Origin of the sequence: Agrococcus jejuensis, from assembly GCF_007679035.1 — a bacterium.
Taxonomy (GTDB): domain Bacteria; phylum Actinomycetota; class Actinomycetes; order Actinomycetales; family Microbacteriaceae; genus Agrococcus; species Agrococcus jejuensis_A.
This window is the reverse complement of the sequence record NZ_VEFR01000005.1, coordinates 116,974-141,962: the sequence shown is the minus strand read 5'-3', so window position 1 is coordinate 141,962 and position 24,989 is coordinate 116,974. Positions and strand designations below refer to the sequence as shown.

27 protein-coding genes are annotated in these 24,989 nt (G+C 73.7%); 10 read left to right on the top strand and 17 right to left on the bottom strand.

Going from position 1 to position 24,989, the window contains the following annotated elements:
* Positions 1–8: 8 nt before the first annotated feature.
* Together FS793_RS14275 and FS793_RS14270 are read right to left on the bottom strand one after the other, a co-directional pair.
* Entirely contained in the window at positions 9–287 is a 279-nt protein-coding gene (locus tag FS793_RS14275) for a DUF3467 domain-containing protein (protein ID WP_144721482.1), read from the bottom strand.
* A gap of 28 nt (positions 288–315) precedes the next feature.
* Positions 316–1,269 (bottom strand): 4-(cytidine 5'-diphospho)-2-C-methyl-D-erythritol kinase, encoded by a 954-nt coding sequence (locus FS793_RS14270; protein ID WP_144721480.1) that lies wholly within the window; start codon positions 1,267–1,269, stop codon positions 316–318.
* A 48-nt stretch (positions 1,270–1,317) separates the two neighbouring features.
* Between FS793_RS14270 and FS793_RS14265 the strand changes: the two genes are divergently transcribed.
* Positions 1,318–1,704, top strand: coding sequence for an MmcQ/YjbR family DNA-binding protein (locus FS793_RS14265; protein ID WP_144721478.1), 387 nt, complete (start codon positions 1,318–1,320; stop codon positions 1,702–1,704).
* 29 nt (positions 1,705–1,733) lie between these two features.
* Here FS793_RS14265 and rsmA read toward each other — a convergent pair whose 3' ends face one another.
* On the bottom strand, positions 1,734–2,567 hold the full coding sequence (gene rsmA / locus FS793_RS14260; RefSeq protein ID WP_440130470.1) for a 16S rRNA (adenine(1518)-N(6)/adenine(1519)-N(6))-dimethyltransferase RsmA: 834 nt from the start codon (positions 2,565–2,567) through the stop codon (positions 1,734–1,736).
* A complete protein-coding gene (locus FS793_RS14255; RefSeq protein WP_440130469.1) occupies positions 2,564–3,469 on the bottom strand; it encodes a TatD family hydrolase in 906 nt (301 codons plus the stop codon). The genes rsmA and FS793_RS14255 overlap by 4 nt, the downstream gene beginning before the upstream one ends.
* A 159-nt stretch (positions 3,470–3,628) precedes the next feature.
* Here FS793_RS14255 and FS793_RS14250 point away from each other — a divergent pair, with 159 nt between their 5' ends.
* Positions 3,629–4,156, top strand: coding sequence for a hypothetical protein (locus FS793_RS14250; protein WP_144721474.1), 528 nt, complete (start codon positions 3,629–3,631; stop codon positions 4,154–4,156).
* A 35-nt stretch (positions 4,157–4,191) separates the two neighbouring features.
* A complete protein-coding gene (locus FS793_RS14245) occupies positions 4,192–4,536 on the top strand; it encodes a hypothetical protein (protein WP_144721472.1) in 345 nt (114 codons plus the stop codon).
* 7 nt (positions 4,537–4,543) lie between these two features.
* Here FS793_RS14245 and FS793_RS14240 read toward each other — a convergent pair whose 3' ends face one another.
* The 4 genes from FS793_RS14240 to rsmI all read right to left on the bottom strand — a co-directional run bounded on the left by FS793_RS14240 (position 4,544) and on the right by rsmI (position 7,950).
* Positions 4,544–5,011 (bottom strand): SRPBCC domain-containing protein, encoded by a 468-nt coding sequence (locus FS793_RS14240; RefSeq protein ID WP_186329543.1) that lies wholly within the window; start codon positions 5,009–5,011, stop codon positions 4,544–4,546.
* 77 nt (positions 5,012–5,088) lie between these two features.
* Positions 5,089–5,529: a gamma-glutamylcyclotransferase family protein gene (locus tag FS793_RS14235; RefSeq protein ID WP_222123770.1), complete on the bottom strand. Its 441-nt coding sequence runs from the start codon at positions 5,527–5,529 to the stop codon at positions 5,089–5,091.
* Positions 5,526–7,064, bottom strand: coding sequence for a methionine--tRNA ligase (gene metG / locus FS793_RS14230; RefSeq protein WP_144721465.1), 1,539 nt, complete (start codon positions 7,062–7,064; stop codon positions 5,526–5,528). The genes FS793_RS14235 and metG overlap by 4 nt, the downstream gene beginning before the upstream one ends.
* 61 nt (positions 7,065–7,125) lie before the next feature.
* Positions 7,126–7,950, bottom strand: a complete 825-nt coding sequence (gene rsmI / locus FS793_RS14225) for a 16S rRNA (cytidine(1402)-2'-O)-methyltransferase (RefSeq protein WP_144721463.1) — start codon at positions 7,948–7,950, stop codon at positions 7,126–7,128.
* Between the two features lie 42 nt (positions 7,951–7,992).
* Between rsmI and FS793_RS14220 the strand changes: the two genes are divergently transcribed.
* Positions 7,993–9,558: a dolichyl-phosphate-mannose--protein mannosyltransferase gene (locus FS793_RS14220; protein WP_186329542.1), complete on the top strand. Its 1,566-nt coding sequence runs from the start codon at positions 7,993–7,995 to the stop codon at positions 9,556–9,558.
* Positions 9,559–9,561: 3 nt separating this feature from the next.
* Here FS793_RS14220 and FS793_RS14215 read toward each other — a convergent pair whose 3' ends face one another.
* Positions 9,562–10,443 (bottom strand): aminoglycoside phosphotransferase family protein, encoded by an 882-nt coding sequence (locus FS793_RS14215; protein WP_186329541.1) that lies wholly within the window; start codon positions 10,441–10,443, stop codon positions 9,562–9,564.
* Positions 10,440–11,036: a TetR/AcrR family transcriptional regulator gene (locus FS793_RS14210; protein WP_144721459.1), complete on the bottom strand. Its 597-nt coding sequence runs from the start codon at positions 11,034–11,036 to the stop codon at positions 10,440–10,442. Before FS793_RS14210 ends, FS793_RS14215 begins: the two co-directional genes overlap by 4 nt.
* 78 nt (positions 11,037–11,114) lie before the next feature.
* On the opposite strand from FS793_RS14210, the gene FS793_RS14205 reads away from it, so the two are divergent.
* Both FS793_RS14205 and FS793_RS14200 read left to right on the top strand, forming a co-directional pair.
* Positions 11,115–11,732 carry an NAD(P)H-dependent oxidoreductase gene (locus tag FS793_RS14205; RefSeq protein ID WP_144721457.1) on the top strand — a complete coding sequence of 206 codons (618 nt, stop codon included), beginning with the start codon at positions 11,115–11,117 and terminating at the stop codon, positions 11,730–11,732.
* Positions 11,729–12,394, top strand: coding sequence for an alpha/beta hydrolase family protein (locus FS793_RS14200; RefSeq protein ID WP_144721455.1), 666 nt, complete (start codon positions 11,729–11,731; stop codon positions 12,392–12,394). The genes FS793_RS14205 and FS793_RS14200 overlap by 4 nt, the downstream gene beginning before the upstream one ends.
* A gap of 90 nt (positions 12,395–12,484) precedes the next feature.
* Here FS793_RS14200 and FS793_RS14195 read toward each other — a convergent pair whose 3' ends face one another.
* From FS793_RS14195 to FS793_RS14180, 4 genes are all read right to left on the bottom strand, one after another.
* Positions 12,485–13,315, bottom strand: coding sequence for an aldo/keto reductase (locus FS793_RS14195; RefSeq protein WP_144721453.1), 831 nt, complete (start codon positions 13,313–13,315; stop codon positions 12,485–12,487).
* 107 nt (positions 13,316–13,422) lie between these two features.
* Complete coding sequence (locus tag FS793_RS14190) at positions 13,423–14,295, bottom strand: alpha/beta hydrolase family protein (RefSeq protein ID WP_222123769.1); 873 nt, start codon at positions 14,293–14,295, stop codon at positions 13,423–13,425.
* Position 14,296: 1 nt separating this feature from the next.
* Positions 14,297–14,941: a hypothetical protein gene (locus tag FS793_RS14185; protein WP_144721451.1), complete on the bottom strand. Its 645-nt coding sequence runs from the start codon at positions 14,939–14,941 to the stop codon at positions 14,297–14,299.
* Between the two features lie 94 nt (positions 14,942–15,035).
* The gene (locus tag FS793_RS14180; protein ID WP_144721449.1) at positions 15,036–15,320 is read right to left on the bottom strand and encodes a DUF1540 domain-containing protein; all 285 of its coding nucleotides are present in this window, start codon (positions 15,318–15,320) and stop codon (positions 15,036–15,038) included.
* A gap of 195 nt (positions 15,321–15,515) precedes the next feature.
* Here FS793_RS14180 and FS793_RS14175 point away from each other — a divergent pair, with 195 nt between their 5' ends.
* Entirely contained in the window at positions 15,516–16,175 is a 660-nt protein-coding gene (locus tag FS793_RS14175; RefSeq protein WP_144721447.1) for a hypothetical protein, read from the top strand.
* A gap of 13 nt (positions 16,176–16,188) precedes the next feature.
* On the opposite strand, the gene FS793_RS14170 is transcribed toward FS793_RS14175, so the two are convergent.
* Complete coding sequence (locus FS793_RS14170) at positions 16,189–17,949, bottom strand: DEAD/DEAH box helicase (protein WP_144721445.1); 1,761 nt, start codon at positions 17,947–17,949, stop codon at positions 16,189–16,191.
* A 103-nt stretch (positions 17,950–18,052) separates the two neighbouring features.
* On the opposite strand from FS793_RS14170, the gene FS793_RS14165 reads away from it, so the two are divergent.
* A complete protein-coding gene (locus FS793_RS14165) occupies positions 18,053–18,400 on the top strand; it encodes a hypothetical protein (RefSeq protein ID WP_144721443.1) in 348 nt (115 codons plus the stop codon).
* Between the two features lie 113 nt (positions 18,401–18,513).
* Here the strand turns inward: FS793_RS14165 and FS793_RS14160 are convergent, their stop codons facing one another.
* Complete coding sequence (locus tag FS793_RS14160) at positions 18,514–18,963, bottom strand: GNAT family N-acetyltransferase (RefSeq protein WP_144721441.1); 450 nt, start codon at positions 18,961–18,963, stop codon at positions 18,514–18,516.
* Positions 18,964–19,035: 72 nt separating this feature from the next.
* On the opposite strand from FS793_RS14160, the gene FS793_RS14155 reads away from it, so the two are divergent.
* Entirely contained in the window at positions 19,036–19,221 is a 186-nt protein-coding gene (locus FS793_RS14155) for a hypothetical protein (protein WP_144721439.1), read from the top strand.
* Between the two features lie 68 nt (positions 19,222–19,289).
* The gene (hrpA, locus tag FS793_RS14150) at positions 19,290–23,039 is read left to right on the top strand and encodes an ATP-dependent RNA helicase HrpA (RefSeq protein WP_144721437.1); all 3,750 of its coding nucleotides are present in this window, start codon (positions 19,290–19,292) and stop codon (positions 23,037–23,039) included.
* Positions 23,040–23,096: 57 nt separating this feature from the next.
* On the opposite strand, the gene FS793_RS14145 is transcribed toward hrpA, so the two are convergent.
* A complete protein-coding gene (locus FS793_RS14145) occupies positions 23,097–24,845 on the bottom strand; it encodes a carboxylesterase family protein (protein ID WP_186329539.1) in 1,749 nt (582 codons plus the stop codon).
* Between the last annotated feature and the right edge of the window lie 144 nt (positions 24,846–24,989).

Sequence of the window (24,989 nt, the reverse complement as noted above, 5' to 3'; positions counted from 1 at the left end):
AGCCCGGGTCAGTCGCCGAGCGGCTCCTCGCGCGGAGCCTTGCCCGTCGCCCGCTCGTAGTGCGCGAGCTGCTCGTTGAGCGCGCGCATGAGCTGGAAGACCTGGTCGGGCAGCACCTTGACGCGGCTCACGACCTGCGCGTCGAGCGCGTCGGGCGCGCGACCCGTGATGGCGGCGAAGTCGAGCGTGAAGTACTGGCCGTTCTGGCCGACGGCGACGAAGTCGGCGAGCACGCCGCCCGCGACGGACTCGGGCACGTGCATGCGGATGGCGGGCTCGGCGCTCATGGCTCCATGATCTCGCAGCGGTCCATGCTCAGTCGATGAGTCGCGCGCCCGGCACGGGGCCCGTGACCTTCGTCGCCGGGATGCGCGCCGCCGAGAGCGCGATCTGCAGCTCGAGCGCCGAGTCGAGGTCGGCGCACAGGAAGGCGCACGTCGGCCCGGATCCCGAGACGAGGCCGGCGAGCGCGCCGTTGCGCTCCCCGAGCTCGAGCGTGCCCGCGAGTCGCGGGGCGAGGTGCAGCGCCGCGGGCTGCAGGTCGTTCGAGAGCACCTCGGCGAGCATGTGCGCGTCGCCGAGCCGCAGCGCCTGCAGCACGCGCGCGTCGACCTCGGGCCGGCGCACGGCGGGCATGATGTCGGCGCGGTGGCGCATGCGATGCTCGTCGAGCTCGGCGTACACCTCGGGCGTCGCGAGGCCGTCGTCGCTGAACGCGAGCACCCAGTGCAGCTGGCCCTGCGCGAGCGCGGGGCTCAGCTCGTCGCCGCGGCCGGTGCCGACGGCCGTGCCGCCCTGCAGCGCGAAGGGCACGTCGGCGCCGAGACGCGCAGCGAGGCGGTGCAGCTCATCGCGGCCGAGCCGCAGCCCCCACAGCTCGGCGCACGCGACGAGCGTCGCCGCCGCATCCGCCGATCCCCCGCCCATGCCGCCGGCGATGGGCACGTGCTTCTCGATCGACAGCGCGACGCCGTTCGTGACCTTCGCGTGGCGTGCGAGCAGCATCGCGGCGCGCACGGCGAGGTTGTCGGCGCCGGTGGAGAGCCCGGAGGAGTCGACGGGACCCGTGAACTCGACCGAGAAGTCGTCGGCCTCGCGCGCCTCGACGATCTCGAGGAGGCTCACCGCGTGGTAGGCCGTGGCGATCTCGTGGTAGCCGTCGTCCTGCAGCGAACCGACGCCGAGGTAGACGTTGATCTTCCCGGGCGCCTTCGCTCTGACGACGCTCGGCTGCACGTCTTCGACCCTAGCCGCGCGTCGGGGGTCCATCCTGCACGTGCGCCCAGCGGTGGGATGCGCGGGCGTAGGGTGCCCGCCATGGCGCACCCGCCGAAGGTCGACCCTGCCGCGCCGCACGTGGAGCGCGTGCGACGGATGGCGCTCGCGCTGCCCGGCGCGCGGGAGAAGATGTCGCACGGAGCGCCCGCGTTCTTCACGACCAAGGTCTTCGCGTACGTCACGGCGAGCGAGCGCGTCGAGGGCGAGCTCGTGCGCCGCGATCGGGCGCTGTGCGTGCTGCTCGAGGCCGACGAACGGCTCGCGCTGCTGCACGAGGGCGCGTTCGCGCCCGCCTACCTCGGCCCGTCGGGCTGGGTCGCGATCGACGCCGAGACGCTCGACGACGCCCGCCTGGCCGAGCTGCTCGACGCGTCCTTCCGCGTCACGGCGCCCGTGCGTCTCGTGCGCGAGCTCGACGCGCGCTGACGCTGCGACGACGCAGACTCCGCGGGGACTCAGACGAGCAGCGCCCCCGCGCGCGTGAACGCCGCGAGGTCGAGCTGCTCGCCGCGCAGCGTCGGCTCGATGCCGACCGACTCGAGCGCCGTCGACGCCTCCGCCGACGAGCCGAACGTGCTCGACAGGGCCTGGCGCAGCATCTTGCGTCGCTGTCCGAAGGCGGCGTCGATCACGCGGAACGTCGCCTTCCGCAGCGCCTCGTCGCCGGGCGTCTCGCCGCGGCGGAAGCCCACGAGCACGCTGTCGACGTTCGGCACCGGCCAGAACACCTGGCGCGACACGTCGGCCTCGAGCGCCCACGACCCCCACCAGGCGGCCTTCGCGCTCGGCACCCCGTACGTCTTCGACCCGGGCGGCGCCGCGAGGCGGTGCCCCACCTCCGCCTGCACCATCACGAGGATGCGGTCGATCGACGAGAACGTCTCGAGCAGGTGGATGAGCACGGGCACCGAGACGTTGTACGGCAGGTTCGCGACGACCGCCTCGGGGGCGACGGCGACGTCGTCGGCCGTGAGCAGCAGCGCATCCTTCGTCACGACCGTGAGCGACGCCTCGGGCTGGTGCTCGGCGAGCGTGCGCGGCAGGCGCTCGGCGAGGCGCTGGTCGATCTCGACGGCCGTGACGGCGCACCCCGCCTCGGTGAGCCCGAGCGTGAGCGAGCCGAGGCCCGGCCCGACCTCGAGCACGGCGCGGCCGTCGACGTCGGCGGTGCGCACGATGCGACGCACCGTGTTGGCGTCGTGCACGAAGTTCTGCCCCCAGCGCTTGGTCGGGGTGAGGTCGAGCTCGGCCGCGAGGCGGCGGATCTCGGTGGCGCCGAGCAGGGTCATGCCCACGTACCGTACGCGCGATGCGTGTTCTCGGTGAGCTGCGCGGCCAGCGCGTCGGCGTCGACGCCGCGGCGCTCGGCCATCGCGCGCACCGTGACGGGGATGAGGTACGGGCTGTTCGGTCGACCGCGGTGCGGCGCGGGCGTCAGGAAGGGCGCGTCGGTCTCGACGAGCAGCAGCTCGGGGTCGGTGACCGTGATGGCGCGGTGCAGGTTGTGCGCGTTGCCGAACGTGAGCGTGCCGGCGAACGACATGTACCAGCCGTGCTCGTTCGCGATGCGCGCGAGATCCTCGTCGCCCGAGAAGCAGTGGAAGACCGTGCGCTCCGGGGCGCCGACGCGCAGCAGGGTCTCGACGACGGCGTCGTGCGCATCGCGGTCGTGGATCTGCAGCGCGATGCCGTGACGCTTCGCGATGTCGATGTGCGCCTCGAACGACTCGTGCTGCGCGCGCCTGCCGTCCTCGCCGGTGCGGAAGAAGTCGAGGCCCGTCTCGCCCACGGCACGCACGCGCGGCTGCCCGGCGAGCTCGTCGATGCGGCCGAGCGCGTCGAAGAGCGTGTCGGCGTCGGCGTAGCCGGGCGCCTCGTTCGGATGCAGCGCGACGGCCGCGAGCACGCGCGGGTCGAGCTCGGCGAGCGCGGCCGACCACTCCGACGACGGCACGTCGCCGCCGACCTGGATCACGCCGGCGACGCCCGAGCGCTCGGCGGCGTCGAGCGCCTCGCGGTAGCCGAACGCATCCCCGTCCTTGATCTCGAGGTGCGTGTGGTTGTCGTACACCGGCACGGCCAGCGGCGCGGGCTCGGGCGGCCGCGTGAGGTCGCGCCCCTCGCTCGAACGCTCGCGCACGTACTCGCCGCCTGGCAGCGAGTGGGGTCCTGGCTCATCGGGCAGCGGCACCTGACCAGCCTAGGCGCGCCCAGCCATGCCGATCGTCGGTGCGAGCCATGGCCGGTCTCGGCGATCGCACGAGCGACCGGACGAACGACTCGCACCCGCGGTTGTGTGGTGCCGCCCCTCCGCGTGCGCCATGCTCGAGAGGAGTCGAAGGAGGCCGACATGACCACCATCACGCGCACGACCCGCACCGCCCTCGCGGTGCTCGCCGCGGCGGGGCTCGCGCTCACCGCCGCATGCTCGTCGACGACCAGCCCCGGCGCATCCGGCGAGCCCAGCGACGAGCCCACCTCGTCGACGACCCCCAGCCCGATCGACTCGGCGCCGCCCGCCGCGGGCGACCCCACGGCGATCCCCGACGACGACCCCCGCCTCTCCGACGCCATGGGGGCGCCGTCGTTCCCCGTCGTCGAGTGGGCCGAGGCCGGCACGACGCTCACGGTCATCGTGGGCGGCTCGGGCTCGTCGAGCTGCGTCGCATCGCCCGTGGGCGCCACGGTCGAGGACGAGACGGCGATCACGGTCGCCTTCGCCCCGCCGTCCGGCGACATGATGTGCACCGCCGACTTCCGCGTCTACGGCTGGGAGTTCCCGCTCACCGAGGGCGTCGACGCGACGCAGACCGTGGAGGTCTCGATCACGGGCCTGCAGGAGGGCGCCGAGCCGACCGTCGTGCCGCTCGCACCGTAGTGGTCGACGAGCGCCAGCCGCGCATCGTCGAGGGGATGCGCGTCGAGCGGGCCGCGAGACGCGGCCTGCCCGACGGCATGCCCGAGCGGGCGCTCGGCCGCGGGCCGATCGTGCGCCGCATCGACGCCGACCGCGTCGTCGTCGCATTGCGCGCGCCGATCGGAGCCGCGCCCGTCGCGATCACGACCCGTCGCGTCGGCGACGCCGTGCACGCCGTGTTCCAGCCCTCGATCGGCACGGGACCGCGTCGCGAGCCCGTGCCGTGGCACTACGTGCTGCGACTGCCGGGCCCGGTGCCGACGGATGCGCCGCTCACGATGAGGATCGTGGGACTCGGCTTCGACCCGGACGTCGACGTCGACGTGCCGCCGCTGCCCTAGCCCGGCGTCAGGCCAGCTGCGCCAGCAGCTCGTCGAGGCGCTCGAAGTCCGAGTCCATCCCGCCCTCGTCGAGCCCCGACTCCACCATCTGGTCGCACGCCTCCTTCGACGAGTACGTCGACGTGACGACGAGGTCGGTGAGGCCGGGCGCCACCTCGACGAGGTCGAGCATCTCGAGGGTCACGCCGTGCTCGCCCTCGAACTGCCACGTGTGCACGATCCGCGTCGGCAGCACCTCGTGGTACGAGCCCCAGAAGCGGTAGCGCCCCTCGCCGACCTCGACGGTGTAGTCGAACGCGCCGCCCGTCGTGGGGTCGAAGTGGTCGAGGCGCACGTGGCTGCCGCGCGGCCCCATCCATCGCACGAACAGGTCGGCCGTCGTGTGCGCGCGGTGCACGTCCTCGACCGACGCCTGGAACGTGCGCCGATGCACGATGCCCTGGTCGCCGACGCGCTCGTGGGTCGTGGTCGTCACGGGATGCCTCCTGGGTCGGCGCGCCATGCGCCGACTCCGACGCTAGCCCGCTCCCCCGACGCTGGCGAGGGCTCGGCTCAGCCCGCGGTGCGCGGCACGTAGATCCACGCCTCGCGGCCCGAGGCCAGCACGATCGTCGTGCGCTCGTAGCCGACCGACTCGTAGCGATCGGTCGCCGCGAGCGCCTCGTCGTCGAGGGTCAGCACGCCGCCGTCGACGCGGTCGGCGACGTCGCCGGAGCGCTCGATGCCGGGATGGAGGTCGCTGCCCGACGCCGCGATCACGGCGGGGTCGGTGATGCGCACCGTCGTGAGGCGCCAGCCGACGAGGGCGTCGGGCACCGTCGGCACCGTGCCGCCGTACAGCGTCTGCTGCACCGACTCCTGGCGCAGCGTGCCGAACGAGAACACCGCGTGGGCTGCCGGCGCGGCGGCCGGCTCGTCGCCGATCGACGGGTCGTCGAGCAGCGGCCCGTCGGCGCCGGGGACGCCGCGGTCGAAGCCGTCGGTGCCGGTCACTGCGCCTCGACCCGCGGGAACAGCGGCGGGATCGTCTCGACCCGACCCGTGCCGCGCCATGCGTGCGCCGAGCGGATGGGCTGGTCGCGCACCTCGCCCTCGCCGCCGACGGCGGCCCAGAGCGACTGCGTCGAGCGGGTCATGACGGGGGCGAGCAGGATCGCGGCCGTGCCGATGCCCTGCACGAGCGTCGCGAGCACGGCGTCGAGCTCGTCCTGGCGGGCGTCGTCCTTCGCGAGCACCCAGGGCGCCTGCTCGGTGACGAAGCCGTTGAGGCGGTCGACGATGCGCATCGCCTGGTCGATGGCCTCGTGGATCTGGAAGCGGTCGATCGCCGCATCCGCCCGCGTCACCGACGCCTCGAGCAGCTCGGCGACCTCGGGCACGGGCGCGACGTCGGGCACGACGCCGTCGCGGTACTTCTGCACCATCGCGATCGCGCGCGACGCGAGGTTGCCGAGGCCGTTCGCGAGCTCCGAGTGGTAGCGGGCGTCGAGGTCCTCCCACGAGAACGAGCCGTCGGAGCCGAAGGCGATGGCGCGCATGAAGTAGTAGCGGAAGGCGTCGACGCCGAACACGTCGGTGATCTGCCGCGGCTCGATGCCCGTCGCCTTCGACTTCGACATCTTCTCGCCGCCCACGAGCAGCCAGCCGTGGCCGAACACGTGGTCGGAGACCGGGATCCCGGCGGCCATCTGCATCGCGGGCCAGATGACGGCGTGGAATCGGGCGATGTCCTTGCCGACGATGTGCACGGCGGGCCAGCGCCGCTCGAACGTCTCGTCGTCGACGCCGTAGCCGATCGCCGTGACGTAGTTGAGCAGCGCCTCGAACCACACGTAGACGACGTGGTCCTCGTCCCACGGCACCTCGATGCCCCAGTCGAAGGTCGAGCGGCTGATCGACAGGTCGGTGAGCCCCTGCGACACGAACGACCGCACCTCGTTGCGCACGTGCTCGGGCTGCACGTAGTCGGGGCGGTCGGCGTAGAGGTCGAGCAGCTGCTGCTGGAACTCGGAGAGCTTGAAGAAGTAGTTCGCCTCGCGCACCGTCTCGACGGGACGCGAGTGGATGGCGCAGACCAGCTGCCCCTCGTACTCGCCCGTGCCGGGCACGAGGTCGCTCGCCGTCTTGTACTCCTCGCAGCCGACGCAGTACTCGGCCTCGAACTCGCCGTGGTAGATCCAGCCGGCGTCGTACAGGCGCTGCAGGAAGATCTTCACGCCACGCTCGTGGCGCTCCTCGGTCGTGCGGATGAAGTCGTCGTTCGCGATGTCGAGCAGGTCGAGCTGCGGCTTCCACGCCGTCTCGACGAGGCGGTCGGTCCACTCCTGCGGCGACGTGTCGTGCGCCGCGGCGGTGCGCATGATCTTCTGACCGTGCTCGTCGGTGCCCGTGAGCATGAACGTGTCGTCGCCGCGCATGCGGTGCCAGCGCGCGAGCACGTCGGTCGCGACCTCGTTGTATGCGTGCCCGATGTGCGGCACGTCGTTGACGTAGTAGATCGGCGTCGTGACCGTGAACCGCTCAGGCATGGTCTCCATCCTACGAAGGATGCGGGCGTGGTTACGCCGCGTGCCGCCTGCGCACGCGCGGTCAGCCGCGACGGGCCGCGAGCGCGGCGTCGTACAGCTCGCGCTTGCCGCGGCCCGTCTCGTCGGCGACGGCCGCGGCGGCGTCCTTGAGCCGCTCCCCCGCGGCGACGCGGACGAGCACGTCGGCGACGGCGTCGTCGAGGGATGCAGGCGCGGGCGTCGCGCCCCCGATCACCAGCACGATCTCGCCCTTCACGCCCTCGCGCGCCCATGGCTCGAGCTCGGCAGCCGTGCCCCGACGCACCTCCTCGAAGCGCTTCGTGAGCTCGCGCGCGACGGCGACGGGACGATCGCCGAGCTCGTGCGCGACGTCGGCGAGCGCGTCGGCGAGGCGGTGCGGCGACTCGAACAGCACGACGGTGCGGCGCTCGTCGGCGAGCGCGCGCAGCGCGGTGCGACGCTCGCCCTGCTTGCGCGGGAGGAAGCCGTCGAACGCGAAGCGATCGGTCGGCAGGCCCGACAGCGCGAGCGCCGTGAGCACCGCCGACGGGCCCGGCAGCACCGTCACGGGCACGTCGGCCGCGATCGCCGCCTGCACGAGGCGGTAGCCCGGGTCGGAGACCGTGGGCATGCCGGCGTCGGTGAGCAGCAGCACGTCGGTCTCGCGCGCCTGCTCGGCGAGCTCGGGGGCCAGGGCGTCCTCGGTGTGCTCGTGCACCGCGACGAGGCGCGGGCGCTCGTCGCGCTCGACGTGCAGCGCCGCGAGCAGGCGCTGCGCGGTGCGGGTGTCCTCCGCCGCGATCACGGGAGCGGAGGCGAGCGCCTCGCGCAGCCGCGTGGTCGCGTCGCCGAGATTGCCGATGGGCGTGGCGGCGACGAGGAGCATGCATCGATCCAAGCACCCATCGCCCCGTGGGAGGATCGCCGAGTGACGCTCACGGACGCCAGCCCCGAGCATCCGGACGCGCAGCCGGTCGCCTCGGAGCCCGCCGCACCGCGCCGCGACCTCCTCGCTCCGCTGCGCACGCCGCGGGCGCGTCGCCTCATCGACCTCGCAGCGCCGATCGGCGTCGTCGCGCTCGCCGCCACGCTGCGGTTCGCGAACCTCGGCAACCCCCACGAGCTCGTGTTCGACGAGACGTACTACGTCAAGGACGCGTTCTCGCTCTGGCAGCTCGGCTACGAGGGGCAGTGGCCCGACGACGCGAACGCCGCGTTCGTCGACGGCGAGTCCACGCTGCAGTCGACGCCCTCGTTCGTCGTGCACCCGCCGCTCGGCAAGTGGATCCTCGGCCTCGGCATGGGCCTCGGCGGCATCGACGACCCGTTCGCGTGGCGCTGGCCCGCGGCGCTCGTCGGGGTGCTCGTCGTCGTGCTCACGATGCTCGTCGCGCGCGGCCTCACGCGCTCGTGGACCTTCGGTGCGCTCGCGGGCCTCCTCCTCGCGATCGACGGCCAGGCCATCGTGATGAGCCGTACGGTGCTGCTCGACCAGACGCTCGCGCTCTTCGTGCTCGCCGCCGCCGCCGCGCTGCTGCTCGATCGTCGCGGCGCACCGGCGCGCATCGTGCGCTGGCGGCATGCGCATCCGGGATCCTGGCTCGGGCCGGCGCTGTGGTCGAGACCCTGGGTCGTCGCCGCCGGCGCGCTGCTCGGTGCCGCATGCGCCGTGAAGTGGTCGGGCCTGTACTTCGTCGCCGCGTTCGGCCTGTGGTCGGTGGCGCTCGACGCGCTCGACCGGCGCCGCGCGGGCATCCGCGGCTGGCACGTCGGCACGCTGCTCACCCAGGCGCCCACGAGCCTCGTGCTCGTCATGCTGCCCGCCCTCGCGGTCTACCTCGTGTCGTGGACGGGCTGGTTCGGTGGCGGCTACGGCTCGTCGTGGGCGCGCGACAACCCGGGCGAGCTGCTCACCGGCGCGCTCGCATGGGTGCCGGAACGGCTGCAGGCGCTGTGGCACTACCACGAGCAGATGTGGACGTTCCACGTCGGCCTCACCAACGACCACCCGTTCGAGAGCCCCGCGTGGCAGTGGCTGCTGCTGCTGCGCCCCACGGCGTTCCTGCTGCATCTCGACGGCGACCAGATGACGTTCATCACCGCCCTCGCGAACCCCGTGATCTGGTACCCGGCCGTCGCGGCGCTCGCGGTGCTGCTCTATCGCATGGGCTCGCGGCTCGACCGCACCGCCGCGTTCCTCGTCGTCGCCGTCGCCGCCGGCTACGTGCCCTGGCTCGCCTTCCCCGACCGCACGATCTTCGCGTTCTACACGATCGTGTTCGAGCCGTTCCTCGTCATCGGGCTCGCCTACCTGCTGTGGCGGCTCGTGCACGGTTGCGTGCGGCCGACGACCGCCCTCGTGGGGCGCATCGTCGTCGCGGCGCTCGTCGTGCTGGCGATCGCGGCCACGATCTTCTTCGCACCCCTCTGGTACGGCGTGTGGGAGCACGAGGACCTGCTGCGCCTGCGCTACTGGCTGCCCGGCTGGCGCTGACCCCTACCGCTCGTCGACGATCGGGTCTGCGAGCACCGCGGCGAGCGCCCGCGCCTGCACGTCGCGCTGCGCCGCGTCGGGGTCGGCGAGCGTGACGAGCGCCTTCCACAGCGCCCAGCCGCGCGCCCGCCGCCACGTGTCGTCGTCCAGGCCGACGGCGTCGCGCAGCACGCGGCGGCCGGAGGCGTCGAGCCCGGTCCAGGCGAGCACGAGGTCGCACGCGGGGTCGCCGACGCCGAGCTGGCCGAAGTCGATGACGCCGGCGAGGCGTCCGTCGACCTGCAGCAGGTTCGTCGCGGCGACGTCGCCGTGCACCCACACCGGCGCCTCGTGCCACGACCACGCCAGCGCCTGCTCCCAGATCGCCTCCGCCGCGTCCGCGTCGATGGTCCAGCCGATCGCGCCGAGTGCGCGACGCACGTCGGCGTCGTAGACGCCGAGGTGCGCGCCGCGGTGGAAGGTGCGCTCCCCCGCCGGCGGACCGGCGGCGGCGGGGATGCGGTGCAACGCGCGCAGGAAGGCGCCGACGTCGGCCGCGAAGGCATCCGACGCGATCGACATGGGCTCGAGCGGCTCCCCCGACACCCAGCGCCGCACCGCCCAGGGGAACGGGTAGCCGTCGCCGGGCTCGCCGACGGCGACGGGCTCGGGCACCGGCACCGGCAGGTGCGGCGCGAGCTCGGGCAGCCAACGATCCTCGACGGCGATGGCGCCGACGTAGCCCGCCGCGCTCGGCAGGCGCACGACGAGGTCGGGCCCGAGCCGGAAGGTGCGGTTGTCGTTGCCCTGCCGCTCGACGGGCCGCACGGGCAGGTGCGCGAGGTGCGGCAGCTGCGCGGCGACGAGACGCTCGACGAGCGTCGCATCGATCCGGAGCGTCGTCACGGCGTGCGCGTGAGGGTCGCGCCCATCGCGAGGTAGGCCTCGAACGCGGGGCGCACGGCATCGATCGGCACGTGGCCGGCGGCGACGAGCTGCGCGAGGCCGTGCGCGGCGCCCCAGGCGCCGACGACGGCCGCCTCGATCTCCTGCTCGCCGAGCTCGGGCGCGACGCGTGCGATCGCGGCGCCGATGAGCGCCTCGTTCTCGGCGATGAGCGTCGTCATCTGCGGGCCGGTCTCGCCCGGCACGCACACCTCGGGGTCGAAGATCACGGCGAAGCCGTGCGGGTGCTCGTGCGCGTAGCCCACGTAGGCGGCGCCCATGGCGACGAATGCAGCCCGCGCGTCCGTCTCCCGCTCCCCCGCGGCGCGTTGCGCCTCGACGAGTCGCGTCATGTGACGGACGCCGAGTCGCTGCAGCAGCGCATGACGGTCGGCGAAGTGGTGGTACGGCGCGTTGTGGCTCACGCCTGCACGCCTGGCGACCTCGCGAAGGCTCAGGGACGCGGCGCCGCGCTCGGCGAGCAGGCTGTCGGCCGCCGCCTCGAGCGCGCTGGCCAGATCGCCGTGGTGGTAGCGCGACTCGGATCTTGACATGCGCAAGATCGTACCGGATGCTGGGCAGTGTCCAGATTATGGGCACTGTCAAGATCTCATTCGAGCAAGGAACCTCCCATGCGCACCCTCGTCATCGACGGCCACCCCGACCCCGACTCCCTCTCGGCCGCGCTCGCCGCCCGCTACGCCGCCGAGAGCGACGACGCACGACTGCTCGTCGTGCGCGACCTCGACTTCGACCTCGTGCTGCGTCGCGGCTACCGCAGCGACCAGCCCTTCGAGCCCGACCTCGCCGACGCGCTCCAGGCGATCCGCGACGCCGAGCACGTCGTCGTCGTGACGCCCGTCTGGTGGGGCTCGGTGCCCGCGCTCCTCAAGGGGTTCCTCGATCGGGTGCTGCTGTACGGCGAGGCGTTCCGCTACACGGAGCGGGGCCTTCCCGTCGGCCTCCTCGCCGGCCGCACCGGCCGCCTCGTCGTCACGAGCGACTCGCCGCGCTGGTACCTGCCGCTCGTCGGCGACACGACCGTGCGACACCTGCGCACGACGACGCTGCGCTTCTGCGGCATCCGCCCCGTGCGCCTCACGCGTGTGGCCGGCGTACGCTCCTCGACGTCCGAGCAGCGGCAGCGCTGGCTGGACCGCATGGCTGCGGACGCGCGCCGCGACGGCGCGGCGACCGACGCGCATCGCCGGGCCGAGCAGCAGGCGTCGGCGGGCATGATGGTGCGGTGACCGACGCCCCCATCGCCATCCCGCACGCCGACGCCGCCGCCATCGAGGCGATCGTCTCGGAGCCCGAGGGCGAGGCCTGGGCGACGGTCGTGCTCGCCCACGGCGCCGGGGCGGGCAAGGACCACGGCTTCATGGTGGGCATGGCGCACGCGCTCGCGGATGCGGGCCTGCGCGTCGTGCGCTTCGACTTCCCGTACGTCACGGCGGGCAAGCGCTTCCCCGACCGCGCCCCGGCCGCGATCGCGGCGTGGCGCTCGGCCACCGACGCCGCCCGCACGCTCGGCGACGTGCCGCTCGTCGCCGCCGGCAAGTCGTTCGGCGGCCGCATGGCCACGATGGCGGTCGCCGAGGGGATGCCGGTCGACGCGCTCGTGTCGCTCGGCTACCCGCTGCACGCGCCCGGCAAGCCCGAGCGGCTGCGCGACGAGCACCTGCACGGCATGACGACGCCGCACCGCATCGTCCAGGGCACGAACGACCCGTTCTCGTCGGGCGACCTGCTGGAGGGCGTCGTCGCCCGCATCGGCGGCTCCGCGACGATCGACGCCGTCGAGGGCGGCGGGCATTCGTTCGAGGTCGCCGGGCGCAAGCGCACGCCGGAGGTCATCGCGACCGAGCTCGCTCCTCGCGTCGTCGACTGGCTGCGGGCGACCGTCGGCTGAGGCGCACCGAACGCGCACCCCGCCCCGACACGACCGACGGGCCGCATCCATCTCGGATGCGGCCCGTCGGCGCGAGCTGGTCGAGCGCGGTCAGTTGACCTCGGCCGGGTCGGCGGAGACGCGGCCCGCGGCGCCCTGGTCGAGCGCGTCGATCGTGGCGATCTCGTCGGCGGTCAGCTCGAAGTCGAAGACCTCGGCGTTCTCGCGCATGCGCGACGCACGGTTCGACTTCGGGAAGACGATGTGCCCGTGCTGGAGGTGCCAGCGCAGCAGCACCTGCGCCCACGTCTTGTCGTGCGCGGCGGCGATCGACGCGACCTGCGACTCGTAGTCGACCTTGCCCTGGCCCAGCGGACCCCACGCCTCGAGCAGGATGTCGTGCTCGGCGGCGATCGCGGCGGTCTCGCGCTGCTGGAACTGCGGGTGCAGCTCGATCTGGTCGACGACGGGCTTCGGGCCGCCCTCGGCGAGCAGCGCCGGCAGGTAGCGGTGGTCGAAGTTCGACACGCCGATCGACGTCGTGAGGCCCTCGGTCTGCAGCTCCTGGAACGTCGTCCAGGTCTCCTGCCACAGGCCCTTCTCGGGGCACGGCCAGTGGATGAGGTACAGGTCGACCCGCTCGAGCCCGAGCTTCTCGAGGCTCGACGCCATCGCGTCGCGCGAGGCGGTGCGACCCTGGTCGTCGTTCCAGCACTTCGTCGTGACGTAGAGCTCGTCGCGCGCGATGCCCGAGGCGGCGATGGCTCGACCGACGCCCTCCTCGTTGCCGTACACGGCGGCGGTGTCGATGTGGCGGTAGCCGGCCTCGAGCGCGTCGGTGACGATGCGCTCGGTCTCGGCCGGGTTGACCTTGAACACGCCGAACCCGAGCTGCGGGATGGACGTGCCGTCGTTGAGGGCGACCGTGGGGATGGACGTCATGGGGCTCCTTCTCGTCTCGTCGACGCTCGCGGAGAGCCACGCGGGGTCGCCGCGCTCGGCCGTCGATGCCGCGATGCGCTCGACGCCTCGAGCCTATCGACGCAGGCTCAGCCGATGACGTCGATCAGCCATGCGCGAACCCGCGCCCAGCTGCCGCTCCCGGGGTCGAGGTGCGCGAAGTGGTCCTCGCCCGCGACGACCTCGAGCGTCACGTCGTCGCCGGCGGCCGTCGCGACGGGCGCGTAGTCCTCCGACAGCCACGGTGGCACGAGCACGTCGGCGTCGCCCGTCACGATCAGCTGCGGCACGCCGAGCGGCACCATCTGCTGCGGCGACGTCGTGGCGGCGAGCTCGGCCGGCACGGGCTCGTCGGGGCTGATCCCGAGGATCGATGCGACGGCGCCGCCGCCCACCGACTCCGCCTGCGCCGTCACGAGGTCGTTGACCCCCGCCTGGCTGCACGCGGCGATCGGCGAGAGCGCGGGATTCGCGCCCGGCGCGTCCGCGGGCAGCAGGTGCCTGCCCGCCGCCCACAGCGCCAGGTGGCCGCCCGCCGAGTGACCCACGATCGCGACGCGGTCGATCGCGACGCCCGCCTCGGGGCCGACGGTCGCGAGCAGGTCGACCGCGGCGGCGACGTCGGTGAAGGTCGCGGGATGGCCGCCGCCGGCGCCGACGCCGCGGTAGTCGACGTTCCACACGGCGTAGCCGTCGGCGACGAGGTCGGCCGCGACCGCGTCCTCGAGGCTGCGGTCGTAGCCGGCCTGCCAGAACCCGCCGTGCACGAGGATCACGGTGCCCCGCTGCTCGCCGGGCGGCAGGATCAGGTCGCAGACCTGCGCGGGGTCGTCGCCGTACTCGTGCGTGGTCGTCACCGCCCCATCCTCCTCGACGAGCTCGGCGACCGGGTCCGGCGCGCAGCCCGCGAGCGCTGCGGCGGCCGCGATCGAGCCGGCGAGGAACGTGCGGCGACGCAGCACGTCAGCGTCGCCGCGGGATCGAGAGCAGCAGGGCGAGCAGCGCGAGCGCCAGCGCGACCGCCTGCGGCGCGACGTTCGAGAGGCTCGAGCCCTGCACCAGCAGGGCCATCGCGACGGTGGCGACGGCCGGCGCGAGCAGCAGGACGAGGAACGCCCACCAGCGAGCGCCCGAGGCGAGCAACCAGCCCAGGATGCCGGTGCCGACCAGCAGCGACTGCGGGGTGACGACCCATCGGATCTCCGGCGGGATGCGCACGGGCCCGCCGAACAGCAGCAGGCCGAACCCGAGCGCGAGGCCGGCGCCGACGACGAGCACGATGATGCCGAGGATGCGGCGTCCGGCGCCGCCCGGCGCGAGCGCGAAGGCGACGACGACCGCGACGAGGCCGAGGAGGCCCCCACCGGCGAACAGCAGCACCGCCTCCAGCGGCAGCTGGCTCGTCGTGCCGGACGCCGAGCGGAGCACGCCGTCGAAGAGCAGCACTCCTCCGACGATGCCGAGCAGCCCGGCGAGCAGCCAGTGCCTGCGGTCGAGCCTGCGACCCGTGCGCAGCGGCTCGAGCGGCGATCCGGGCGTCGCCGGCATGGGCACGGCGTGCGGCCTGGGCGGCGCCATGGGATCGCCGGGAGGGTGCGGGAGGCTCATGACGAGAGCGAAGCACCGAGCGCTGGATGCGCGCTGACGCCCCGCCGGGGAGCGACGGGCCGCCAGTCGGTCGCGCGGGCGCGGACGTCGAGGATCAGGCGGCCTCGTACGTCTCGCAGTGGGCGGTGCCCTGGCCGCCGGCGATGCGCACCTCGCCTGCGAGGCACAGCGCCGACTGGTTGTGCACGCACTCGGTGCGCTGGCAGGCGCCGACATGGCTGATGACCTTGGGCAGGCCGCCGTCGATGCCGAGCGGCAGGAAGGTGGCGCAGCCGGCACCGTCGCCACCGACGGTGATCGCGGGTGCGTGGCATCCCTCGTGGTTGTAGCCGCAGTCGGTGGCACTGCACGACACGGTGGGGAGCTGCTCGATGGTCATGGCGTTCCTCCTTGGCTCTGCCGCCAGGATGCACCCGCAGCGTCGCGCTGTCCAGCAAGGTCAGGCTGGCCTGACCGGTGGTTTTGCAGTGAGGACAGCCTTACCTCGACGGGCTCGCCGCCTCGTCGTGGAGCGTGCTGCCAGCCTCGTGACGCAGGATGGGGGACGTTCTCCTCGAGCCATCGGAGCCCTCGCATGCGCCGCAGCGTCCTCGCCGTCCCCGCCGCCCTCGTCATCGCCCTCGCGGGCTGCACCGTCGCGGAGCCGGAGTCGAGCGAGGTGCCCTCCTCGACGCCGTCGGCGACCGCCTCCGAGTCGCCGACCCCGTCGCCGACGGCCACCGAGGAGCCCGTCGCCGAGTGGCCGCAGTGCAGCGACGACTACGTGTTCGCCGACAACCAGGCGGGCATCGGTCAGCTGGCCGGCACGCGCGACGAGGTGCTCGCAGCCCTCGCGCCGCGCGGCGAGTTCGCCGCGCCCGACGCCCTCGACGGCCTCGACGTGCTGTGCGTCGTGACGACGACGGGCTACGTCGACGGGGCGCCAGCCGAGAACGGCGAGCGCCAGGGCGTCGACATCTCGGTCGCGCTCGTCGCCGCCGAGCCGCTGCCGGATCCCGTGCTCCAGGCGTGGGCTGCCGCGAACGGGTACGAGCCGAGCACGGGCGACGAGTTCGCCGAGCGCGTGCGCCCCGCCGAGGCCGACGGCTCGTCGTCGAAGATCGTGTGGGTCCCGATGTCGTACCGGGGTTGGGACGAGGCGGCGCTGGCCGAGCAGTCGGTGCTGCTCGGCTTCGAGCTCGCCCTCGACGATCGCACCGTCGTCTTCTACGACTTCGCCCCGCTGCCCGGCTGACCCGCGCGGCGCCTCAGGCGTCGATCGCGCGCCGCAGGTAGTGGATGCGGTCGCGCAGCTGCTGCATCGACGCCTTCGCCACCTCGGGGCCGCCGCACACGCGCCGCGCCTCGGCATGCACCATGCCATGCGTCTGCTTGCGCTTCTTCGCGACGATCGTCACGAGCGCGTTGAGCAGCTGCCGGTCCTCGCGCAGCGAGCGGAAGAGGGCGTCGGGCTGCGGCGGCGCCGGCTTCTCGGCGATGCGAGCGGCCTGCCTGCGCTGACGTCGCTGCAGCAGGTCGGAGACCTCCTCCGGCTCGAGGATGCCGGGGATGCCGATGAAGTCGAGCTCCTCGTCGGTGCCGGGCTCGACGAGCTGCCCGAACTCCTGGTCGCCGAAGAGCACCTTGTCGAACGTCGCCGCCGACGACAGCGGCTGCCACGTGAACGGCGCCTCCTCGCGGTCCTCGGGGTCGGGCTTCGCCGCCGCCTCCATGAGGGAGTCGTCGAGCAGCTCGTCGTCGTCGGTGGGCTTGCCGAGGGCGTGGTCGCGCTGGCGCTCGAGCTCGGCGGCGAGCTGCAGCAGCACCGGCACCGACGGCAGGAACACCGTCGCCGTCTCGCCGCGACGCCGCGATCGCACGAAGCGGCCGATTGCCTGCGCGAAGAACAGCGGCGTCGCCGACGACGTCGCGTACACGCCCACCGACAGGCGCGGCACGTCGACGCCCTCCGACACCATGCGCACGGCGACCATCCACCGCGACTCGTCGTTCGAGAACTCCTCGATGCGCGCGCTCGCACCCGCGTCGTCCGAGAGCACGACCGTGACGCGCTCGCGGCAGATGTCCTCGAGGATGCGCGCGTACTCGCGCGCCTGCGCCTGGTCGGTCGCGATGACGAGGCCGCCGGCGTCGGGCACCTGCTCGCGCACCTGCGTCAGGCGAGCGTCGGCGCTGCGCAGCACCTGCTGGATCCACGTGCCGCCCGGGTCGAGCGCCGTGCGCCACGCGGCCGACGTGATGTCCTTCGCATCCTCGTGCCCGAGGGTCGCGCGCATCTCGTCGCCCATCGACGTGCGCCACTCCATCGTGCCCGCGTACGCCATGAACAGCACGGGACGCACGACGTGGTCGGCGAGCGCGCGAGCGTAGCCGTAGTCGTAGTCGGTGGCCGAGTAGCGCACGCCGTCCTCGGCAGGCACGTACTCGACGAACGGGATGGGTGCGTCGTCGCTGCGGAACGGCGTGCCGGTGAGGGAGAGCCGTCGCGTGGCGGGACCGAACGCCTCGCGCACGGCCTCGCCCCACGAGAGCGCGTCGCCGCCGTGGTGCACCTCGTCGAGGATCACGAGCGTGTCGGCCGAGCGCGTCATCCGCTCGTGCAGCGCCGGCCGCGCGGCGACCTGCGCGTACGTCACGGCGACGCCGTGGAAGTGCCCGGCCGCCTCGCCGTGGGCGTTGCGGAACCCGGGGTCGAGGCGGATGCCGGCGCGGGCGGCCGCGTCGGCCCACTGGGTCTTGAGGTGCTCGGTGGGCGCGACGACCGTGATGCGGCGCACCGCGCCGCGGCGCAGCAGCTCGGAGGCGAGGCGCAGGGCGAAGGTGGTCTTGCCGGCGCCAGGCGTCGCGGATGCGAGGAAGTCGCGCGGCTCGCGCTCGAAGTACCGCTCGAGCGCCTCCTGCTGCCAGGCGCGCAGCGTCTGCGCCGTGCCCCAGGCGGCACGCTCGGGGAACGTGGGCGGGAGGTGGTCGGCGGCCCACGAACCGTAGTGCTGGGGCTCGCTCGACATGACGGTCCACGGTAGCCCCGACGTCCGACGCGACACGAACGGGACCGGCCCGCCTGCGCCCGGATCCAGCGGGCTCGCACGGTCGCGGCGTAGCATCCGCAGCATGCACTTCCCCATCGGACTGCTCGCCATCGCGGTGGCCATCTCGATCGCCGCGTGGCGCACGCGTCCGCGCTGGTGGGTCGTGACGATCGGCGCCCTCATCGCCTTCGGGCTCGTGTGGAGCGTGCTCGGCATCCTCGGGGTCACCGTGACGCTCGGCGGCATCGTGATCGCGACGGTCGGCTGGATCTACCTCGGCCTGTGCATCGTCTCGATGCTCGCCGCCCTGCTCGTGCTCGAGCGGCGCGGACCGAACGGCGAGGAGGCGCCGCCGCTCATCGGCGACAACCCGCTTGACGGCGATCGGGACGACGCCGGCGATCCCACGCCCACGCGCGACCTGCCGTAGCGCTCAGCGCTCCCGCAGGCGGAGTCCTGCGTTTCGCAGGCGATCACGGGGGTCGGAGGGAAGATACCCCTCCGCTACCCCTGATCGCCTGCGAAACGCAACTGACTGACGAGTCAGGCGCCGGGCGTCGCGTCGTAGGTGAGCCAGCGCGTCCTCGTCGCCACGCGGTCGTAGAGGCGCTGCGCCGTGGCGTTGTCGTCGGCGGTGATCCAGCGGACGACGGATGCGCCCTCGAGCGCGGCGATGCCACCGAGATGGGCGATGAGCGCGTGACCCACGCCCTGCCCGCGCACCGCCTCCGCCGCGTACAGGTCGTCGAGCCACACGCCCACCGTGCCCGTCGACGGGCGCGCGAACCGCCGGTGGTGCGCGATGCCGACGAGGGCGCCGTCGGCCTCGGCGACGAGCCCGCGCACCTCGTGGCCGGCATCCGTCAGCCACGACCACACGCGCTCGACGACCGCCTCGTCGGCCTCGAGGCGGTAGAACTCGCGGTACGCGCGGAACAGCGTCGCCCACTGCTCGCGGTCGTCGGGGCGCACGGGTCGGATCGTCACTGCCATCCCTCGATGCTGCCAGCCCACAGCGAGCCCCCGCGCGGCTTCGCTACCATCCACGCGACGGAAGGTGGCGCGATGTCCGACCCCGAGATCCCCAGCGAGATGCCCCCGGTGACCCCCGAGTTCCAGGCCGACCTCGACATGTTCACCAAGGGCGCGCTCGACGAGGAGCAGCTCGTCGAGCGCTACATGGAGCGCCTCGGCTACGGCGACCTGTGGCGCCAGCAGCAGCGCCTCGCGCCGGGCGAGCTGCCCGAGTAGCGCGCTCGCCGTCCGCCTCCAGCGGACCCGCGCATGCGACGCGACCGGGCTGCGAGAGGATGGACGGGATGCACATCGCCTATCCGGCCGACCTGCCGGTCTCCGCGCGGCGCGACGAGATCGCGGCCGCCATCGAGGCGAACCAGGTCGTGATCGTCGCCGGCGAGACCGGCTCGGGCAAGTCGACGCAGCTGCCCAAGATCTGCCTCGACCTCGGGCGCGAGCGCATCGCCCACACGCAGCCGCGCCGCATCGCCGCGCGCACGATCGCCGAGCGCGTCGCCGAGGAGCTGCAGGTCGAGCTGGGCGCCGAGGTCGGCTACCAGGTGCGGTTCACCGACAAGGTCTCCGCCGACACCAAGGTCGCGGTCATGACCGACGGCGTGCTGCTGAACCGCATCCACCGCGATCCGGACCTTCGGCAGTACGACACGATCATCATCGACGAGGCGCACGAGCGCTCCCTCACGATCGACTTCCTCGTCGGCTACCTGCAGCGCCTCCTCCCCCGTCGCCCCGACCTGCGCGTCATCGTGACGAGCGCCACCATCGACCCCGAGTCGTTCTCGCGCCACTTCGGCGGCGCGCCCATCATCGAGGTCTCGGGCCGCACCTACGGCGTCGACGTGCGCTACCGCCCGCTGACGCGCGAGGCGATGAGCGAGGACGACGGGGATGACGACGCGCACGACGACGTCGACCCGATCGACGGCATCCACGACGCCATCCAGGAGATCTGGCGCGACGACGAGGGCGACGTGCTCGTGTTCCTCTCGGGCGAGGCCGAGATCCGCGATGCGCAGGATGCGCTCGCGGGCCGTCTCGGCGCGAGCGTCGAGATCCTGCCGCTGTACGGACGCCTCTCGGCGGCCGAGCAGCACCGCGTCTTCGAGCGTCGCCCCGCCGGCGTGCGCCGCCGCGTCGTGCTCGCGACGAACGTCGCCGAGACGAGCCTCACGGTGCCCGGCATCCGCAACGTCGTCGACACCGGCACCGCCCGCATCTCGCGCTACTCGACCCGCGCCAAGGTGCAGCGGCTGCCGATCGAGGCCATCAGCCAGGCCTCCGCGAACCAGCGCTCGGGCCGTGCCGGCCGCGTCGCCCCCGGCATCGCGATCCGTCTCTACGCCGAGGAGGACTTCGCGAAGCGGCCGGCCTTCACCGACCCCGAGATCCTGCGCACGAACCTCGCCTCGGTCATCCTGCAGGCGGCGACCCTCGGGCTCGGTCCGCTCGAGGACTTCCCCTTCCTGCAGCCGCCCGAGCGGCGAGCGATCGCCGACGGCACCGACCTGCTGCGCGAGCTGCAGGCCGTCGAGCGCTCGGGCGCCGTCACGCGCGTGGGCCGCAGCATCTCGCGACTCCCCGTCGACCCGCGCTTCGCGCGCATGGTGCTCGCGGGCGTCGATGCGGGCGTCGCCGACGCCGTCATCCCGATCGTCGCGGCGCTGTCGATCCAGGATCCGCGCGAGCGTCCGCTCGAGCATCGTGCGCGCGCCGACCAGCTGCATGCGCGCTTCGCCGACCCGACCTCCGACTTCATCTCGCTGCTCAACCTGTGGCGCTACCTGCGCGACGAGCAGCGGCAGCGCTCGGGCAACCAGTTCCGCCGCATGTGCCGCGACGAGCACCTCAACTTCCTGCGCGTGCGCGAGTGGCAGGACGTCGTGCGACAGCTCGAGCGGTCGCTGCCGAGGGATGCGCAGCCGTCGGGCTCGCGCGGCGGCGGCGGGCGCTCGCGCGGCCACGAGACGAGCGCCGAGCCGTTCTCGACGAGCGCGACCGAGATCCACAAGGCGCTGCTCGCCGGCCTGCTGAGCCAGATCGGCGTGCGGGATGCCGAGAAGCGGGACTTCGTGGGCGGGCGCGGCACGCGGTTCCACATCCATCCCTCGTCGACGCTGTCGAAGAAGCAGCCGCAGGCCGTCATGGCCGCGGAGCTCGTGGAGACGTCGCGCCTGTTCGCACGCGTCGTGGCCGGCATCGACCCCGCGTGGGCCGAGCCGCTCGCGGGCGACCTCGTGAAGCGGCAGTGGTTCGAGCCGCGCTGGTCGAAGCGCGACGGTGCTGCGATCGCGACCGAGCGCGTCACGCTCTACGGCGTGCCGATCGTGCCGCAGCGGCGCATCCAGCTCTCGCGCGTCGACGCGCTGCTCGCGCGCGACCTGATGATCCGCCACGGCCTCGTCGCCGGCGAATGGCAGGTGCGCGAGCGCTTCCTCACCGCGAACCGCGAGCTCATCGCCGAGATCGAGGGGCTCGAGGAGCGTCAGCGGCGCCGCGACCTGCTGCTCGACGACGAGCGCATCGTCGAGCTGTACGACGCGCGCATCCCCATGCACGTCACGGACGCGCGCGGCTTCCAGCGGTGGTGGCGCGATGCGCGCACCGAGACGCCGGATCTGCTCACCTTCACCCGCGACGACCTGCTGGGGCGCGAGGAGGGGCCGGCCGAGGACCAGTACCCGACCACGTGGAGGCAGGGAGACCAGACGCTGCGCCTCTCGTACCGGTTCGAGCCCGGCGCCGACGACGACGGCCTCACGGTGCACGTGCCCATCGCGCTGCTGCCGCGCCTCACGCCCGCGGGCTTCGACTGGCTCGTGCCCGGCATGCGCGAGGAGCTGCTCACCGCGATGATCAAGGCGCTGCCGAAGCACGTGCGCCGGCACGTCGTGCCTGCCGGAGACTGGGCGCGGTCGATGCTCGTCGACCTGCCCGCCGCGCCGACGGGCGAGCCGATCGCGCAGGTGCTCGCCGACCGCATCCGCGCCACGGCGCACACGCCCGCGGATGCGTCGGACGTCGAGTGGGCGCGCGTGCCCGGGCACCTGCTGCCACGCTTCGTCGTCGAGGGCGCGAAGGGCAAGGCGCTGGGCGCCGGCCGCGACCTGGCGGCGCTGCAGGCGAGGCTCGCCCGCCAGGCGACCGTGGAGGTCGCCGCCGTCGTGACGCACGACCTCGAGCGCGAGGGCGTCGACGGGTTCGAGTCCGACCTGCCGCGCTTCGTCGACGTGCGCCAGGGGCAGGGCACCGTGCGCGCCTACCCCGGCCACCGGCTCGCGAAGGGCGGCCGCGTCGACGTGGCGCTGTTCTCGACCGAGGCCGAGCGCGACGCCGCCGAGCACGCCGCGGTGCGCCGCATGCTCGCCGACGCCGTGCAGTCGCCGCAGTCGTACGTGCAGGCGAACCTGTCGAACGCCGAGCGGCTCGCGCTCGGCGCCTCCCCCTATCCGTCGACGGCGCGACTGTTCGACGACGTGCTGCTCGCGATCGTCGACGAGGAGCTCGCCCTCGGCGGCCCCGTGCGGTCGGCGCAGGACTTCGCCCGCATCCGCACCGCCGTGTCGTTGGGGCTCGTCGAGCGGATGTTCGACGTGACCGCGCGCGTCGCCGCGGTCCTCACTGCCGCGCGGGCAGCGGATGCGGCGATCCGCGACGTGTCGTCGCTCGCGTTCATGGCGCAGCTCGCCGACGCGCGTGCCACGTTGGAGGGGCTCGTGCACGACGGGTTCATCGTGGCCGCCGGGGTGTCGCGCCTGGCACGGCTGCCGGTGTACGTGAAGGCGGTCGAGCACCGCGTGCGACGCCTGCCCGAGACGGCGCACCGCGACGTGCAGTGGATGGCCGAGGTGACGGACGCCGTCGCGGCGCTGCGTGCCGCGGGCGGCGCGATCCCGCTGCCGTCGACGGCCGCGCCGCACCTCGTCGAGGCGCGCTGGATGATCGAGGAGCTGCGGGTGAGCCTCTTCGCCCAGACGCTCGGCGCCCGCGGCCCCGTGTCGGTGCAGCGCATCCGCCGCGCCCTGCAGCCCTGATCCCCCGAACGTCTCGAGGCATTCGGCCACGGTCGATGCCAGAGGTGGCCGAGAACCTCACAGGGCTCGAGGGCGGCGCGGGGCGATGCCCGCTGCCGTGAGCGGCGCGAGGCGAGACCAGCCGGCCGGGTCGACCGTGGGCGTCGAGTCTGCGGCGAGGTCGGATGCGCTGCCCAGGATGCGCGTGACGCCCGGAGCCTCCGACCAGGCCCGCCAGCCGGGGGCGCCGTCGGTCGCGAACGCCACCATCGCGCCGTGCACCGCGTCGGCGAGCGGCTGCGGGGCGTCGGCGCCGACGAGGCGCTCGGCGTGCGCGTCGCCGAGCGCATCGAACGCGAACGGCACGTCGACGCAGTGCACGGCCGCGCCGCGCGTCGGCGACGCCCAGTCGAAGCGGTACGCCCACGTGTCGGCCCCGCCTGCGAGCGCGGCGGGCACCCGCTCGCCCGCGCGCACCGCCGGATCCGGATGCTCGAGCGTGCGCCGGGCGCGCACCGTCGGGTCTGCGGCATGCTCGCGCGCATGCGCGGCGCCCACGACCGTGCCGCTGAAGATGACGTCGGAGAGGTAGCGGCACGCGAGCGCGCCGGCACCGGCGCGCGCGGCGTCGGGATTCGCGGCGACGTACGCGCGCCTCGTCGCGGCATCGACGTGCGCCGCGCCGAGGGTCGCGCGGCTCGGGATCGCCCGCAGCGCACCCGTCGCACCGCGCAGCCAGCGCGGCACGAGCGCCTCGGTGAGCGCGAGCTCGTCGTGCATCGCCCCCACGACGAGCGGCACCGCCGCGCCGGCGCCGGCGGCGAGCGCATCCATCGTGGGCCGCTCGACGAGCTCGCCATCGACGACCGGGCCGATCGCGAGCAGCTCGTCGACGAGCCGGTAGAGCCCTCGCCCGGCCCCGCGACGCGCCTTCGGCTGCGCGCGCAGCACGTCGTGCTCGGTCGTGCGGCGCATGGTCTCGAGCGACGGCACGCCGCCGTGCGCGCCGATCCCGAGGCGGTCGCCGAGCCGCGCCGCCAGCGCGCGCGCCGTCTGCTCGGGCACGTCGGCGAGCGCCGGGGACGCCGCCCACGCCTGCGCGAGCAGGCCGACGGCAGCCCGCATCCCGAGCAGCGACAGCACGGCGCCGCCGCCCGCCGACTGCCCCGCGACCGTGACGCGCGAGGGGTCGCCGCCGAACGCTGCGACGTGCCGCTGCACCCACTCGAGCGCGCAGAGCCAGTCGCGCACCCCGCGGTTCTGCGGCACGCCCTCGATCCAGCCGAACCCGTCGAAGCCGAGTCGGTACGAGACGAGCACCGTGACGACGCCGTCGCGCGCGAAGGTGCCGTTGCCGTACCAGGGGCTCGCTGGCGAGCCGGTCGTGTAGCCGCCGCCGTGGATCCAGACGAGCACGGGCAGGTGCGCGTCGGCGCTCGGGTCGGGGGTGAGCACGGTGACGTGCAGGGTGTCGTCGCCGGCGACGCTCGGCTCGGGGATGAGCGCCCGCGGGTCGCCGACGCGCTGCGGCGTCGCGCCGTTCGCGGTGGCGTCGCGGATGCCGTCCCAGGGCGCCTTCGGCACCGGCGCGCCGAATCGCCGCGCGCCGATCGGTGCCTCGGCGTACGGGATGCCGCGGAACGCGGCGACCTGCGCGGTCGGTCGCCCGTGGGCTCGACTCGACGGCGAGCCGACCGTCTCCCACCGGCCGCGCACGCGGCCCGAGGGCGTGGGGACGACGATGTCGTCGCCATCGCGAGCGCCGCGGTTCGCGTCGGCCGCATCGCGAGCGCCATCCGCACCCGCATCCCTCCGCTCGCCGCTCACCCGCTCGACGCTACGCATCCCTCCTCTGCCGCGCCTGTGGTGGCCGTGATCGGGCAGTCGTGGTTCGCCCCACGGCGTGTCGTCGACCACTCCTGCCCGATCGAGCGCCAGACGTGACCAATCACCCGAGGGGCGCCGCCGCTA